We start from the raw sequence: 15,908 nt of genomic DNA on the forward strand, positions 1-15,908 counted from the left end.
GATGGCACGCGCGCCCTGCTTCTTCTGTTCACAAATATCCCGGAGCGCGAGGCAGAGCCTCGCATCCCTGCCCCGTCACAGTCGGATCGCGTCGTCAAGCCAAGGTGGTGTTGAACACGCCGGGCAACGTGACCTCGAGCAATTCCACATCGTCCGACGGATCGGCAAGCCGCGTCTCCATCCCCGGCGGGATGACAAAGGCATCGCCCTGTTCCAACCGGTAGGAATCGCGGTCTTCGCCCTCCAGCGTCACCTCGCCGTTCATGACGAAGGTGAAGTGGATATCGGTGTCATGACTCGCCCAGACCGGATCGCCCTCGCCCCGGCGCACGACCTGCACGCCTGCGACGCCCTTGGTGTTCTCGGCAATCGTGGTGTCTCGGCAGACATAGCCCGGCAGGCGGAAGGGTATCCATTCGGCCCCTTCCGCCTTGTTGTAAACGAACCGCTGCCCCTGCCATTCGCGGTCGGGGCGGTAATGCGGTGTGGGCAGGGTCATCTCATGATCAATCTCCGTCACGTGTTCGGCCGGCACACCGATCTCGATCACCTGTACGTTGTCGCTTGCCTCGAGCACTCGGTGGCGGATCTCGGGTGGCTGGATGAAGCAATCGCCCGCGGTCAGGCGCATCCTTTCGCCCTGATCTTCGTAGACCACGTCTACCCAGCCGTAGATACAGAAGATGAGTTGAAAGCCCACCTTGTGGAAATGCACCATATCCGGCACCGGGCCGCCGTCCGGAATGCGGATATGACTGGCAATGATCGACCCGCCAAGGCGCGAGGGCACCAGATCGCGGTAATGCATTCCGGCCCGTCCGATGATCCATGGCGCCTGATCCTTGAGGCGGCGCACGACGAAGGAATGCACCGTCTCGGGCATTACCATGGGCGGGTTGCGCTCTTCGATCTCGATGCGGGTGCCGTTCGGCGCCACCATCGAACGCTGGCCATCTGCAAACCCGTCCGGATCCTCGGTCAGGATGCGGATCGTGCCCGGCGGCTCGGGCGCGTCCTTTTCCACCCGCAACCGCAGCCCGTGACCGGAAAACACCGCCGTGCGCGGGTCGTCGGCGGGACAGATCATGTCCATCCGCATCTTCAGCGTCTTGGTAAAAAACGGGATATCGTCGCGCAACTCGCTGGTCGGCAGGCGTATTTCCGCAATGGTGTCGGTCATCTTCGTCTCCTCTGGCCCGGACAGTGACCGGGGCCTGACAGTTTTGCAAGAAGCCGCCTGCGGTACAGATTCTCCAAAACCCCTGTTTCCCCGGCGTCAAAAGTAGTTTAATACTAAACTAAATTTCTCAAGGAGCGCCTTCATGTCCGACACCCCCAGCCAGCGCCAGGCCGCCCTCGATTATCATGAATTCCCCAAGCCCGGGAAGCTTGAGATCAAGGCGACCAAGCCGATGGCGAACGGGCGGGATCTGTCGCGCGCCTACTCTCCCGGCGTGGCCGAGGCCTGTATAGAGATCAAACAGGACGCCTCGACCGCCGAACGCTATACCGCGCGGGGCAATCTGGTGGCGGTGGTGTCGAACGGCACCGCCGTTCTGGGGCTGGGTAATATCGGCGCGCTGGCCAGCAAACCGGTGATGGAGGGCAAGGCGGTCCTGTTCAAGAAATTCGCCGGTATCGACTGTTTCGATATCGAGGTAGACGAGCAGGACCCAGAGAAACTGGCGGACATCGTCTGTGCGCTGGGTCCGACTTTTGGCGCCATCAATCTGGAAGACATAAAGGCGCCTGACTGCTTCATCGTCGAAAAGCTCTGCCGCGAGCGGATGAATATCCCGGTCTTCCACGATGACCAGCACGGCACCGCCATTGTGGTCGGCGCCGCCGCCAAGAACGCCCTGCATGTGGCCGGCAAATCGTTCGGGGACATCAAGATCGTCTCGACCGGCGGCGGGGCCGCGGGCATAGCCTGCCTCAACATGCTGCTCAAGCTGGGCGTCAAGCGCGAGAACATCTGGCTGTGTGACATTCACGGGCTGGTCTATGAGGGCCGCACCGAGGACATGAACCCGCAGAAGGCGGCCTTTGCGCAGAACAGCGATCTGCGCACGCTGGATGAGGTCATCGACGGGGCGGACCTGTTCCTTGGCCTTTCCGGCCCTAATGTACTGAAATCCGAGATGGTCGCAAAAATGGCCGACCGGCCCATCATCTTCGCGCTGGCCAATCCGACGCCCGAGATCCTGCCCGACGTCGCGCGCGAGGTGGCCCCGAAGGCGATCATCGCCACCGGACGTAGCGATTTTCCCAATCAGGTCAACAACGTGCTCTGCTTCCCTTTCATCTTCCGGGGCGCGCTGGACGTCGGCGCGACCGAGATCAATGACGAGATGCAGATCGCCTGCGTCGACGGCATCGCAGAGCTTGCCCGCGCCACCACCAGCGCCGAGGCGGCGGCGGCTTACAAGGGCGAGCAGCTGACGTTCGGCGTGGATTACCTGATCCCGAAACCCTTCGACCCGCGCTTGGTGGGCGTGGTGTCGTCGTCGGTGGCCCGGGCCGCAATGGAAAGCGGCGTGGCCAAACGGCCCATCGAGGATATGGAAGCCTATAAAGAGAAGCTGAACCAGACCGTCTTCAAGTCGGCCCTGCTGATGCGCCCTGTGTTCGAGGCCGCCACCGCCGCCTCGCGCCGGATCGTCTATGCCGAGGGCGAGGATGAGAGGGTACTGCGCGCCGCCCAGGCCGTTCTGGAGGAGACCACCGAAACCCCGATCCTGATCGGCCGCCCAGAGGTGATCGAGGCACGTTGCGAACGGATGGGCCTGTCGGTGCGCCCCGGACAGGATTTCCAGATCGTGAACCCGGAAAACGACCCGCGCTATTACGACTATTGGACCTCGTATCACCAGCTCATGCAGCGCCGGGGTGTGACCCCGGATCTGGCCAAGGCGATCATGCGCACCAACACCACCGCCATCGGAGCCATCATGGTGCATCGCGGCGAGGCCGACAGCATGATCTGCGGCACATTTGGTGAGTTCCGCTGGCACCTCAACTACGTCGAACAGGTGCTGGGCAATGGCGATCTGCACCCGCATGGCGCCATGTCGCTGATGATCCTGGAAGACGGCCCCCTGTTCATCGCTGACACTCATGTTCGGCAACTGCCCACGCCCGAAGAACTGGCCGAAATCACCATCGGCGCTGCTCGTCACGCGCGTCGGTTCGGCGTCGAGCCCAAGATCGCCTTTTGCTCTCAGTCGCAGTTTGGCAATCAGTACGAAGGCTCGGGCAAGCGGTTGCGAGACGCGCTCGCGCTGCTCGACAGCGAGACGCGCGATTTCTCATATGAAGGCGAGATGAACCTGGACACCGCACTGGATCCGGAGCTGCGGCAACGGATCTTCCCGAACTCCCGGCTGGAGGGCGCGGCCAATGTGCTGATCTTTGCCCATGCGGATGCGGCAAGCGGCGTGCGCAACATCCTCAAGATGAAGGCGGACGGGATCGAGGTTGGCCCGATCCTGATGGGCATGGGCAACAAGGCGCATATCGTGACACCCTCGATCACCGCGCGGGGGCTGTTGAACATGGCCGCCATTGCCGGAACGCCGGTTGCGCATTACGGTTGATCCCGGCGGTCGCATTTCCGGCCGCCCATCACGGGAGGTCACCATGAAAGGGCATTGCCATTGCGGCGCGGTGCGCTGGGAAAGCGATGGTGAGGTGGCGTGGAGTTGTTATTGCCACTGCGCCGACTGCCGCCGGAACTGCGCGGCACCCATCACCGCATTTTTCGGATTGCCGCACGGGTCGGTCAACTGGGCCGGAGAGGCGCCGAGCGTCTACAACTCATCCGAAGGGGTCGAACGTCTGTTCTGCGGCACCTGCGGTACGCAGATGGCGTACCGCAAAGCCGCAGATAAGGTGAACATCCACCTCTATACCGCGACGCTGGAGGACCCGAACGAGCTACCGCCGCGGCTGCATGTCTTCCATGCCGATCATCTGAGCTGGCTCAACATTCAGGACACCCTGCCGCGCTACGCCAAATCTGCTGGGTAGGCCCCGGCAGATCCAGCGCATGCGGCGCCTGCGGACAGGTCAGCCGATTACTCGGTGCCCCCGCCCCTGCATGCAGTTGACCATCACCTGACGCCGAATCAGCTCGTCATTATACTGCCCCTTTGCGGCCCCGATAATGGCGCCGCTCAACGCCCCCGCGACAACATCCTCGCTCTCACCGATGGTCCAGCCGGTGACCGCACCGCTGACCGCGCCATAGGCAATATCCGCGCCCTGCTTGCCCGGATGGTAATTTGCGGCCAGGGCTCGGCACTCGACCTCGTCAAAGCCGAAATTTGCGTTGCGCGTGCCGTCCACCGCCAGCGGTTTCTGCATCGGATACTGGCCACAGGCTGCAAGGCCGAGCAGGGCGACAAACATCAGTTTCTTCATCTTGGTAATCCCTTTTCAATACACCGTCCGGGTGGGGCGCATCGGCGGCAGAAATATCCTGCTCGCCTGCTGAACCGGAGATGGGGATCGGGCGTCACTTTGTAGAGATCACGCCAAAGTGAACGCAGCGTCACAAATACGATTTTCGCTCTTGCGATTGACGTAGCGGCAATCAACCGATTCACTCACATTTGCAGTTCAAAAATTAGCAAGTTTGCAAAATCGAGATACATTTACTGCAATTATTGCGAAAATATGTAGTTTGCAAAAATTTGCAGACGAAAATCCGCCTATCTTGCAAATTCATTGCGATAATCTGACGCGACGTCGCAGCGGCTGCTTGCCCGGTGGCATCCGGATGCCTAACACATTCTGCAAGCCGAACGTGAGGAGGACGCCATGGCATACAGGGATGTTTACGAGAGCTGGAAGAACGACCCCGAGGCATTCTGGATGGAAGCCGCCAAGGGGATCGACTGGGTCGAGGCCCCCACCCGCGCGCTCTATGACGACAACGCCCCGCTCTACGAATGGTTCTCGGATGCCAAGGTAAACACCTGCTGGAATGCCGTGGACCGGCATGTCGAGAATGGCCGGGGCGAACAGGCCGCGATCATCTATGACAGCCCCATCACCCACACCAAGCGCGAGATCTCGTACATGGAGCTGCGCAACCGAGTGGCCACCCTGGCCGGGGCACTGCGGGCCAAGGGCGTCGAGAAGGGCGACCGGGTCATCATCTACATGCCGATGATCCCCGAAGCGCTCGAGGCGATGCTGGCCTGCGCCCGTCTGGGTGCGGTGCATTCGGTCGTGTTCGGCGGCTTTGCGTCGAATGAACTGGCGGTTCGGATCGACGATGCCCGACCCAAAGCGATTATCGCTGCCTCCTGCGGGATCGAGCCGGGGCGTGTGGTGCACTACAAACCTCTCCTCGACGGCGCCATCGAGATGGCCACGCACAAGCCCGATTTCTGCGTCATCTTCCAGCGCGAACAGGAAGTGGCCAAGCTGGTCGAGGGGCGCGACTACAACTGGCACGGCTTCCAATACGGCGTCGAACCGGCGGAATGCGTGCCGGTGGCGGGCAACGATCCGGCCTATATCCTCTATACCTCCGGCACTACCGGCGCACCCAAGGGCGTGGTGCGCCCCACGGCGGGCCATCTGGTGGCGCTGAACTGGACCATGAAGAACATCTACAATGTCGATCCGGGCGATGTGTTCTGGGCCGCTTCGGATGTGGGCTGGGTCGTAGGGCATTCGTATATCTGCTACGCGCCCCTGATCCACGGCAACACCACCATCGTGTTCGAGGGCAAGCCGGTTGGCACTCCGGATGCAGGCACGTTTTGGCGGGTGATTTCCGAGCACAAGGTCAAAAGCTTCTTCACCGCCCCCACCGCCATCCGCGCCGTCAAGCGCGAGGACCCCAAAGGCGAGATGCTGGGGAAATACGACCTGTCCTGCCTGCAGGCGCTCTATCTGGCTGGCGAGCGCGCGGACCCCGACACCATCGAATGGGCACAGGACGCGCTGAAGGTGCCGGTGATCGACCACTGGTGGCAAACCGAAACCGGCTGGGCCATCGCAGGCAACCCGCTGGGGATCGAGCAATTGCCGGTCAAGCTGGGCTCACCCGCCAAGCCGATGCCGGGCTATGACGTGCAGATCCTTGATGAAGGCGGACACCCGATGCAACCCGGCGAGTTGGGCGCCATCGCGGTAAAGCTGCCGCTGCCGCCGGGCACCCTGCCGACCCTGTGGAATGCCGAGGACCGGTTCCGCAAATCTTACCTGCAGCAGTTCCCCGGCTACTATGAGACCGGCGATGCCGGGATGATCGACGAGGACGGATACCTCTACATCATGGCGCGCACCGATGACGTCATCAACGTGGCGGGCCACCGCCTGTCGACCGGTGGGATGGAAGAGGTTCTGGCCGCCCACCCCGACGTGGCCGAATGCGCGGTGATCGGCGTCTCGGACCAGCTCAAGGGACAGATGCCTGTGGGATTCCTCTGCCTCAACGCCGGCGCGGACCGCGATCACTCGGATATCGTAGGCGAAGTGGTCAAACTGGTGCGGGAAAAGATCGGCCCCGTCGCCGCCTTCAAGCTGGCCGTCGTGGTGGACCGCCTGCCGAAAACCCGCTCGGGCAAGATCCTGCGCGGCACCATGGTCTCGATCGCCGACGGCAAGGACTACAAGATGCCTGCCACCATCGACGACCCGGTCATTCTGGATGAGATCAAGTCGGCCCTGCAGACCATCGGTTACGCACAGGCCTGACAGGGCACGCGGCGCCGATCTTCGGCCCGCTCAAAGGCTCTTGCCTTCTCTCCCGCCCGGCGTAGGCTGCCCGGCGGGAGATATTTCATGACCGACACAGAGATCTGGCGCCTCAGCGCCACCGACCTCGCCGCACGCATCAAGGCAGGCGAGATTTCCGCCGAAGACAGCGTTTCAGCAGCGATCCAACGGATGCAGACGGTCAACCCCGCACTCAACGCGGTGGTGGGCGATTGCAGCGCTGAGGCACTGGAACAAGCGCGGGCGCTGGACAAGACACGCAGAGACGGTGCACCAATCGGGCCGCTGCATGGGGTGCCGGTTACCATCAAGGTGAATGTCGACCAGAAGGGACACGCAACGACCAATGGCGTTACCGCGCTGAAGGATCTGATCGCCCCCGGTGACGCTCCCATCGTGGCCAATCTGCAAAAGGCGGGCGCGGTCGTGATCGGACGCACCAACACGCCGGAGTTTTCGTTCCGGGCCGACACCGACAATCCGCTGCATGGCCGCACCCACAACCCTTGGGGCAAACATATCTCGCCCGGCGGTTCCTCGGGCGGTGCCGGGGCTGCGGTGATGGCCGGGATCGGGGCGCTGGCGCATGGCAACGACATCGGCGGCAGTCTGCGCTTTCCCGCAGCCGCCAACGGAGCGGTGACCGTCAAGCCCGGGCTGGGCCGCGTGCCCGCCTGGAACCCCAGCCAGACCGTCGAGCGTGGCATGCTGGCGCAATCCATGTCGGTGCAGGGGCTGATCACCCGCAGCGCAGAGGACCTGCATCTGTCGATGCCCACCATGATCGCCTCCGATCCGCGCGACCCCTTCCATGTCCCCCTGCCCTGGCGCGGTGAGCCGGTGGATGGCCCGATCAAGGTCGCCTTCACCAAGAACACCTTCGGTTACGACCTGCACCCCGAGGTCGAGGCCGCGCTCGACGCCGCCCGCGCAGCGCTGGAGGATGCCGGTTATCACTTCGAAGAGGTCGAACCGCCCGATGTGTTCGACTGCGGTCGCACCGGCTATCGCGCCCTGATGGGCGAGGTGTGGACGCTGATGAAGGGCGATATCGACGCCTACGGCTCCCAAACCGTCCGCGATATCTTCGAGGTCTATTTTCAGGAGTTCCCGCCCTTTCTGGACACCGAGCTAGTGCAGATGATGGCCAAGCGCAGCCACTATGCGCGGCGATGGTCCCTGTTTCTGGAGGACTACCCGCTGGTGCTGACACCCTTCCTGCCGCAGCCCTTTTTCAAGCCCGACCGCGACACGGAAGGGGCACCCGGGGTGCATGAGGTGCTGGGCTGTGCCGTCTACTCCTATGCGATGAACTTCATCGGACTTCCGTCGGCTTGTGTTCCGGCGCGGCTGGCAAATCTGCCCAAGGGACCGCAGCCGATCAGTGTTCAGATCGTTGCCCGGCGCTGGCGTGAGGATATCGCGGTGGATGCAGCAGCAGCCATCGAAGCGCGCGTGGGTCGGATGTGTGAAGAGCTCTGGAATCGGATGGCCTGAACGCGGTCGCTTTTACCGACCGGCTGAAGCCAGTAGATGGTTGTACTGTTCGGCAAGTTTCACAATGGCTGAAAACCGTCATCAGGCCAAACGTGCGTTCAGCTACATTTCCTCGACCGACAGCACGCCTTCCAAGGATTTGATCGCCCCCTTGATCTGCGGCGTGATAGGAAAATCCTGGCCCAGCTCCATCTCAACATCCCCCGGTAGTCCCGGGTCCAACAGGCAGAGCTGGATCGGCCCCTTGGAGGCCCCGCGCGCGGCTGAGGCGGCTTCTTCGAGAACCTTGGCCACCGTCGGCAAAGCCTGCGCCTCGTCCACGAAAATCCGCAGGCCTGTCACCCCGGCCTCGGCCACGGCGGCGTCGATGGGGCCGACCGAGCGACCCAGCAGCTTGAGCTGATCCGCCTCCATGGTTGCTTCGGCGGTCAGCACTACATGGGCACCGGTTTCCAGAAACTCGCGGCTTTTCTCCAGTGTCTCCGAGAACAGCGTGACCTCATAGGCTCCGCTCGGGTCCGAGAGCTGCGCAAAGGCAAAGCGGTTGCCACGGGCCGATTTCCGCTCCTGCCGACCGGCCACGACACCGGCCATCTTGGCAATCAAAGGCCCCGGGCGCGCCTTGTCCGTCACCTCGTCCAGCGTCAGCACCTGCTTGCGCTTGAGCGCGGGCATGTAGTCGTCCAGCGGATGGCCGGACAGGTAGAACCCGATCGCCTTGAATTCCTCGCTCAGCCGTTCGGCGGGCAGCCAGTCGGGTGTCGGCGACAGGCGCGGTTCGGGCAGGTCGTCGCCCGCCTCACCGAACAGCGACACCTGGTTCGAGTTCTTCTGTTCATGGATCGCCGCCGAATAGTTCACCAGCGCATCAAGGCTTTCGAACACCCGTCGCCGGTTGCCGTCGAGCTGGTCGAAGGCACCCGCGCGGGCCATCATCTCCAGAGGCCGTTTGCCGACCTTCTTCAGATCCACCCGGCGGGCAAGGTCGAAGAGGTTCACGAAGGGTTTGCCATCGCGCCCCTCGACCACGAGGTTCATGGCCTCGACGCCCACATTCTTGAGCGCGCCCAGTGCATAGACCAACTCGCCATCCACCACGTCAAAGGTTGCCTGCGAGCGGTTCACGCAGGGTGGCACGTAGGGCAGGTCCAGCCCCTTCTTCACCTCTTCGAAGTAAACGGCCAGCTTGTCGGTCAGATGGACATCGCAGTTCATGACACCCGCCATGAACTCGACTGGGTGGTTCGCTTTGAGCCAGCCGGTCTGGTAGGACACCACCGCATAGGCCGCCGCGTGGGATTTGTTGAATCCGTAATTGGCGAATTTCTCCAGGAGGTCAAAGACTTCGGAGGCTTTCTTGGCGTCCACACCGTTCTCTGCCGCGCCCTTTTCGAATTTCGGACGTTCGGCGTCCATCGCCTCCTTGATCTTCTTGCCCATCGCGCGGCGCAGCAGGTCGGCGCCGCCAAGGCTGTAGCCCGCCATCACCTGCGCGATCTGCATCACCTGTTCCTGATAGACGATGATGCCTTGGGTTTCCGACAGGATATGGTCGATCAGGGGGTGGACCGAGGTGATCTCGCGCTGGCCGTTCTTGACCTCGCAATAGGTGGGGATGTTCTCCATCGGGCCGGGACGGTAGAGCGCCACAAGGGCCACGATATCCTCGATACAAGTGGGTTTCATGCGCTTGAGCGCATCCATCATGCCCGAGGATTCAACCTGGAAGACCGCGACGGTCTTCGCCGCCGAGTAGAGCTTATACGTCGCCTCGTCATCCAGCGGGATGGCGTTGATCTCGTTCACCGCACCCTCGGGCGGATCATATAGCTGCGTGCCATCGGCGGCCACATGCAGGTCGCGGCCCGATTTGAGGATCAGGTCGACGGCATTCTGAATGACGGTCAGGGTCTTGAGGCCCAGAAAGTCGAACTTCACCAGCCCCGCCTGCTCGACCCATTTCATGTTGAACTGGGTCGCGGGCATGTCCGAACGCGGGTCCTGATAAAGCGGCACCAACGCGTCCAGAGGCCGGTCACCGATCACGACACCGGCGGCGTGGGTCGAGGCGTTCCGAAGCAGCCCTTCGACCTGTTGGCCGTACGTGAGCAGACGATCCACCACTTCTTCACTGCGCGCTTCCTCACGTAGACGCGGCTCGTCCTTCAGCGCCTTTTCAATGGAAACGGGTTTGACCCCCTCGACCGGGATCATCTTGGACAGCCGGTCCACCTGCCCGTAGGGCATCTGCAGCACGCGCCCGATATCGCGCACGGCGGCCTTCGACAGAAGTGCTCCAAAGGTGATGATCTGCCCGACCTTGTCGCGCCCATATTTCTCCTGCACATAACGGATCACCTCTTCGCGGCGGTCCATGCAGAAGTCGATGTCGAAGTCGGGCATCGATACCCGTTCGGGGTTCAGGAAGCGTTCGAACAGCAGCGAATAGCGCAGCGGATCGAGGTCGGTGACCGTCAGCGCATAAGCCACCAGCGAGCCCGCACCGGACCCCCGTCCCGGCCCCACCGGAATGTCGTGATCCTTGGCCCATTTGATGAAATCGGCCACGATCAGGAAGTAGCCGGGAAAGCCCATGCCCTCGATGATGCCAAGTTCGAAATCCAGCCGCTCCTGATATTCCTCGGGCGTCACCGCATGCGGGATCACGGCCAAGCGTTTCTGCAGGCCCTCATTGGCCTGCCGCCGCAATTCCTCGACCTCGTCATCGGCGAATTTCGGCAGGATCGGGTCGCGGCGATAGGCCATGAAGGCGCAGCGTTTGGCGATCTCGACCGTGTTCTCGATGGCCTCGGGCAGATCGGCGAACAGCGTCGCCATCTCCTGTGGCGATTTGAGGTAGTGCTGCGCGGTCAGACGCCGCCGCCCCTCCTGCTGGTCCACATAGGCGCCTTCGGAGATACAGATCAGCGCATCATGCGCCTCATACATGTCCGAGGTTGGGAAATAGACGTCATTTGTTGCCACCAGTGGCAGGTTCTTGGCATAGGCCATCTCGACATGGCCGCGCTCGGTCAGCCGCTCAGCTTCGGGCTGCCCACCCTCGCCCGGATGGCGCTGCAGCTCGATATAAAGCCGGTCCGAGAACATCGCCGCCAGCCGGTCCACTAGCGCCTCGGCCGCCGGGCGCTGACCCGCTTGCAACAGCATACCCACCGGCCCGTCGGGGCCTCCGGTCAAACAGATCAGCCCCGCCGAATGCTGCGCCAGTTCCTCCAGCGACACCTGCGGCAGCTGCCCGCCCTTGTCCACATAGAGGCATGAGCTCAGCTGCATCAGGTTTTCATACCCGGCCTCATTTTGTGCCAGCAGCACCAGCGGCGCGGGTGGTTTCGGCTTCTCGCCGGGCTGCGCCTGCACGTAGGCCAGATCGACCTGACACCCGATGATCGGCTGGACACCGGCCCCGCTCGCACCGACCGAGAACTCAAGCGCCGAGAACATGTTGTTGGTGTCGGTGACGGCAACGGCGGGCATCTCCATCTTCCGGCACAGATCCGGCAGCTTCTTCAACCGCACGGCGCCTTCGAGAAGGGAATATTCGGTGTGAACGCGGAGATGGATGAATCGCGGAGTACTGCTCATGACGCCGAAGCTACCCCAGCGATCCGCGCTGAGAAAGCGGGAACCGGGCGCTTATTTTCCCGAAAGATCGGACCGGATTATTCTGGAATTCTTGAAGGAGCTTCTGACCCCACCACACGCGATGTGACAAAATATCCTGAGAAAACATAACTGTAATTGACATCAGTCAAGGACCAGAAGCACCCAAAACCGCCCAAAACCCACATCCCAAGGGCAGTTTTTCTTGCCAGATCGCCCGCGCTCTTTCTAACGTTGTGAACGAAGACACGCCCGCTTCTTCTTCTACGTCGCATCGAGGGAGAACGTTCAGGGGCATAACAGGGTAAGGCGACGGGTTTCACACTATGGACATCACGTTTCTTCTGAACGGAGAGACTGTGGACCTGGCGGGGGTCGATCCCACCGCCACGCTGCTGGACTGGCTGCGCGAAGAGCGTGGGCTGACCGGCACCAAGGAAGGCTGCAACGAGGGCGATTGCGGCGCCTGCACGGTCATGGTGACGGATGAGGACGGCGCCAAGGCGCTGAACGCCTGCATCCTGTTCCTGCCGCAACTCCATGGCAAAGCGGTCCGCACTGTCGAAGGCGCCAGTGGTCCCGGTGGTCAAATGCATCCCGTCCAACAGGCGATGGTAGAGCATCACGGCTCGCAATGCGGCTTCTGCACCCCCGGTTTCGTGATGTCTATGGTCGCAAGCCACACCAACGGCGCCACCGATCACGACACCCAGCTGGCGGGCAATCTCTGCCGCTGCACCGGCTACGCCCCGATCATCCGCGCCGCACAGGCAGTTGAGGGCACACCGGTCCCCGACTGGATCGAAACCGACAAGTCCTTCCTCTTGCCGGAAATATCCCGGGGGGCGGTCGAAGACCGGGGGGCAGAGCGCCCCTCCCGCCGCTTCCTCCCGCGCAACAGTGACGAACTGGCCGAGGTCTACGCCGCCCACCCGGATGCCACGCTGGTGGCCGGCGCCACCGATGTCGGCCTTTGGGTGACCAAGCAATTGCGTGATCTGGACCCGGTGATCTTCCTCAGCGGCTGCGGGGACTTGAAAGAGATAGCCATCACCGAAGACACGATGCGGTTCGGCGCCATGGTGGACATGAACCGGATGGGCGAGGCGCTCAGCGATCACCACCCGTCCTACGCCGAAATGATCCGCCGTTACGCCTCGGTGCAGGTCCGCCACGCGGCCACCGTGGGTGGCAATATCGCCAACGGGTCGCCCATCGGCGACAACCCTCCGGCCCTGATTGCGTTGGGGGCAACGCTGCATCTGCGCAAGGGTGACACCCGCCGCGACCTGCCCCTCGAAGACTTCTTCGTCGACTACGGCAAACAGGACCGCCACCCCGGCGAGTTCGTCGAGGCGGTCAGCTTTCCGCGCCAGGTGGATCGGCTGAAATGCTACAAGCTCTCCAAGCGGTTCGATCAGGATATCTCGGCCGTCTGCGGCTGTTTCAACATCACGATCAGCGATGGCGTGGTGTCCGAGGCCCGCATCGCCTTTGGCGGCATGGCCGGTATCCCGAAACGCGCCTCTGCGGTCGAGGCGGCGTTGGCGGGCAAGCCGTGGACCGCAGAGACCGTGCAGGCCGCCCTGCCCGCGTTCGATGCGGATTTCACTCCGCTCACCGACATGCGCGCCTCGGCGGAATACCGGCTGGAGACCGCCAAGGCGATGCTGGAACGCTATTTCGCCGAAGATCAGGGTGAGGCGGTGAATGTGCTGGAGGTGTCGGCATGAGCGTGACCAAACCGCTGCCTCATGACGCGGCCCCTCTGCACGTGACCGGATCGGCGCGCTATGTGGACGATATCCCGACACCCAAGAGCGCGCTGCATCTGGCCTTTGGTCTGAGCCCGATTGCCAAGGGCCGCATCACGGCGATGGACCTGTCGGACGTAAAGGCAGCCCCGGGCGTGGTCATGGTGATGACCGCCGAGGATCTTCCTTTCACCAACGATGTCTCGCCCTCGATCCATGACGAGCCGCTTTTGTCGGATGGCACGGTGAACTACATCGGTCAGCCGGTTTTTCTGGTCGTGGCCACCAGCCATCTGGCAGCACGCAAGGCGGCGCGGCTGGGCAAGGTGGAGTATGCGGAAGAGACCCCGATTCTGACCATCGAAGAGGCGCTGGCCGCAGATTCCCGCTTTGAGGAAGGGCCGCGCATCTATGAAAAAGGCGATGCCGAGGCGGCGATTTCAGCGGCACCTCGCGTGATCGAAGGATCGTTCGAACTGGGCGGGCAGGAGCATTTCTACCTCGAAGGTCAGGCCGCGCTGGCGGTGCCAAACGAGGGCGACATGCTGGTGCACAGCTCGACCCAGCATCCAACCGAGATCCAGCACAAGGTGGCCGAGGCGTTGGGTGTGCCCATGCATGCCGTCCGCGTCGAGACCCGCCGGATGGGCGGTGGTTTTGGCGGCAAGGAGAGCCAGGGCAACGCGCTGGCCGTCTCTTGCGCCATTGCAGCGCGCGCGACCGGCAAGGCCTGCAAGATGCGCTATGACCGGGACGATGACATGGTCATCACCGGCAAGCGCCACGCCTTCCGCATCGCCTATCGCGCCGGGTTCGATGAGGAGGGTCGCATTCAGGGCGTTTCCTTCCTGCATCACGCGATCTGCGGTTGGGCACAGGACCTGTCGCTGCCGGTGGCTGACCGCGCCATGCTGCATTCGGACAATGCCTATCTGCTGCCCAATGCGCGGATCGAGAGCCATCGGCTGAAGACCAACACCCAGTCCGCCACCGCCTATCGCGGGTTCGGCGGGCCGCAGGGGATGGTCGGGATCGAGCGGGTGATGGATCATGCGGCACATGAGTTAGGGTTGGACCCGGCCGAGCTGCGGCAGCGGAACTACTATGCGGCACCGTCGCAGGGGGGCGCTGCCCCCCCAGCCCCCCGGAGTATTTCGGAAAAAGTGAAGAACACCACGCCTTATGGCATGGAGGTCGAGGATTTCGAACTGCATGAGATGACAGAGGCGCTGTTGGCGACGAGCGATTATGCGGCGCGGAAAGAGGCGGTGGCGCGGTGGAACGCCGAGAACCGGGTGATCAAGAAGGGCATCGCCTTTTCGCCGGTGAAGTTCGGGATTTCGTTTACCCTGACGCATCTCAATCAGGCGGGCGCGCTGGTGCATGTGTATCAGGACGGCTCGGTGCATCTGAACCATGGCGGCACCGAGATGGGTCAGGGCCTGTTCCAGAAGGTGGCGCAGGTGGCGGCCAGCCGGTTCGGCATTCCGCTGGACTTGGTCAAGATCACGGCGACCGATACAGCCAAGGTGCCCAATACCTCGGCCACGGCGGCCTCGTCCGGCTCAGATCTGAACGGTATGGCAGTCAAGGCGGCCTGCGACACGATCCGCGACCGCATGGCGGCGTTTCTGGCGGAGCGGCATCAGGCGGATGCGGGTTCCGTGCGCTTTGCGGAGGGCCATGTCGAGGTGGGCGAGGCGCGGTACAGCTTCGCCGAGGCGGCGGCGCTGGTCTATCAGGGCCGGGTCAGCCTGTCGGCCACCGGGTTCTACAAGACCCCCAAGATCGAGTGGGACCGGATCAAGGGTCATGGCCGTCCGTTCTATTACTTCGCCTATGGCGCCTCGGTGACCGAGGTGGCGGTGGACACGCTGACCGGCGAGAACCGCATCTTGCGCACCGACATTTTGCACGACGCAGGCGCCTCGCTGAACCCGGCGCTGGATGTGGGCCAGGTCGAGGGCGGCTATGTGCAAGGCGCGGGCTGGCTGACGACCGAGGAGCTGGTCTGGGACGACAAGGGACGTCTGCATACGCACGCGCCCTCGACCTACAAGATCCCGGCCTGTTCGGACCGTCCGGATGTGTTCAACGTGACGCTCTGGGACGGTGAGAACCGCGAGAACACGATCTATCGCTCGAAAGCGGTGGGCGAGCCGCCTTTCATGCTGGGAATCTCGGCCTGGCTGGCGCTATCGAATGCGGTGGCGGCCTGTGGCGCAGCCTATCCGGCGCTGAATGCGCCTGCCACGGCGGAAGAGGTCTGGCGCGGCATTCGCAGGGTAAAGGGAGGGTGAC

At 62.8% G+C, this 15,908-nt stretch carries 9 protein-coding genes; 6 read left to right on the top strand and 3 right to left on the bottom strand.

Annotated features, from left to right (window positions below):
- Window positions 1-94: 94 nt before the first annotated feature.
- Window positions 95-1,180 (bottom strand): cupin domain-containing protein, encoded by a 1,086-nt coding sequence (locus AB3N21_RS15695; protein WP_367936092.1) that lies wholly within the window; start codon window positions 1,178-1,180, stop codon window positions 95-97.
- 142 nt (window positions 1,181-1,322) lie between these two features.
- Between AB3N21_RS15695 and AB3N21_RS15700 the strand changes: the two genes are divergently transcribed.
- Entirely contained in the window at window positions 1,323-3,596 is a 2,274-nt protein-coding gene (locus AB3N21_RS15700; RefSeq protein ID WP_367936093.1) for an NADP-dependent malic enzyme, read from the top strand.
- Window positions 3,597-3,639: 43 nt separating this feature from the next.
- On the top strand, window positions 3,640-4,029 hold the full coding sequence (locus AB3N21_RS15705; protein ID WP_367936094.1) for a GFA family protein: 390 nt from the start codon (window positions 3,640-3,642) through the stop codon (window positions 4,027-4,029).
- A gap of 39 nt (window positions 4,030-4,068) precedes the next feature.
- On the opposite strand, the gene AB3N21_RS15710 is transcribed toward AB3N21_RS15705, so the two are convergent.
- Window positions 4,069-4,422, bottom strand: coding sequence for a glycine zipper domain-containing protein (locus tag AB3N21_RS15710; protein WP_171174765.1), 354 nt, complete (start codon window positions 4,420-4,422; stop codon window positions 4,069-4,071).
- Between the two features lie 399 nt (window positions 4,423-4,821).
- Between AB3N21_RS15710 and prpE the strand changes: the two genes are divergently transcribed.
- Window positions 4,822-6,714 (top strand): propionate-CoA ligase PrpE, encoded by a 1,893-nt coding sequence (gene prpE, locus AB3N21_RS15715; protein ID WP_367936095.1) that lies wholly within the window; start codon window positions 4,822-4,824, stop codon window positions 6,712-6,714.
- Window positions 6,715-6,801: 87 nt separating this feature from the next.
- The gene (locus tag AB3N21_RS15720) at window positions 6,802-8,232 is read left to right on the top strand and encodes an amidase family protein (protein ID WP_367936096.1); all 1,431 of its coding nucleotides are present in this window, start codon (window positions 6,802-6,804) and stop codon (window positions 8,230-8,232) included.
- Window positions 8,233-8,334: 102 nt separating this feature from the next.
- Here AB3N21_RS15720 and dnaE read toward each other — a convergent pair whose 3' ends face one another.
- Window positions 8,335-11,835, bottom strand: a complete 3,501-nt coding sequence (dnaE, locus tag AB3N21_RS15725) for a DNA polymerase III subunit alpha (protein WP_367936097.1) — start codon at window positions 11,833-11,835, stop codon at window positions 8,335-8,337.
- Between the two features lie 344 nt (window positions 11,836-12,179).
- Here dnaE and xdhA point away from each other — a divergent pair, with 344 nt between their 5' ends.
- Complete coding sequence (gene xdhA / locus AB3N21_RS15730) at window positions 12,180-13,586, top strand: xanthine dehydrogenase small subunit (protein WP_367936098.1); 1,407 nt, start codon at window positions 12,180-12,182, stop codon at window positions 13,584-13,586.
- The gene (xdhB, locus tag AB3N21_RS15735) at window positions 13,583-15,907 is read left to right on the top strand and encodes a xanthine dehydrogenase molybdopterin binding subunit (RefSeq protein ID WP_367936099.1); all 2,325 of its coding nucleotides are present in this window, start codon (window positions 13,583-13,585) and stop codon (window positions 15,905-15,907) included. Before xdhA ends, xdhB begins: the two co-directional genes overlap by 4 nt.
- Window position 15,908 lies beyond the last annotated feature (1 nt).

Origin of the sequence: Ruegeria sp. (genome assembly GCF_040830605.1) — a bacterium.
Classification (GTDB): Bacteria; Pseudomonadota; Alphaproteobacteria; order Rhodobacterales; family Rhodobacteraceae; genus Ruegeria.

Coding starts and splice junctions, on each gene's coding strand:
- AB3N21_RS15695 (WP_367936092.1), bottom strand. CDS start 1,180: ATGACCGACACCATTGCGGAAATACGCCTGCCGACCAGCGAGTTGCGC.
- AB3N21_RS15700 (WP_367936093.1), top strand. CDS start 1,323: ATGTCCGACACCCCCAGCCAGCGCCAGGCCGCCCTCGATTATCATGAA.
- AB3N21_RS15705 (WP_367936094.1), top strand. CDS start 3,640: ATGAAAGGGCATTGCCATTGCGGCGCGGTGCGCTGGGAAAGCGATGGT.
- AB3N21_RS15710 (WP_171174765.1), bottom strand. CDS start 4,422: ATGAAGAAACTGATGTTTGTCGCCCTGCTCGGCCTTGCAGCCTGTGGC.
- prpE (WP_367936095.1), top strand. CDS start 4,822: ATGGCATACAGGGATGTTTACGAGAGCTGGAAGAACGACCCCGAGGCA.
- AB3N21_RS15720 (WP_367936096.1), top strand. CDS start 6,802: ATGACCGACACAGAGATCTGGCGCCTCAGCGCCACCGACCTCGCCGCA.
- dnaE (WP_367936097.1), bottom strand. CDS start 11,835: ATGAGCAGTACTCCGCGATTCATCCATCTCCGCGTTCACACCGAATAT.
- xdhA (WP_367936098.1), top strand. CDS start 12,180: ATGGACATCACGTTTCTTCTGAACGGAGAGACTGTGGACCTGGCGGGG.
- xdhB (WP_367936099.1), top strand. CDS start 13,583: ATGAGCGTGACCAAACCGCTGCCTCATGACGCGGCCCCTCTGCACGTG.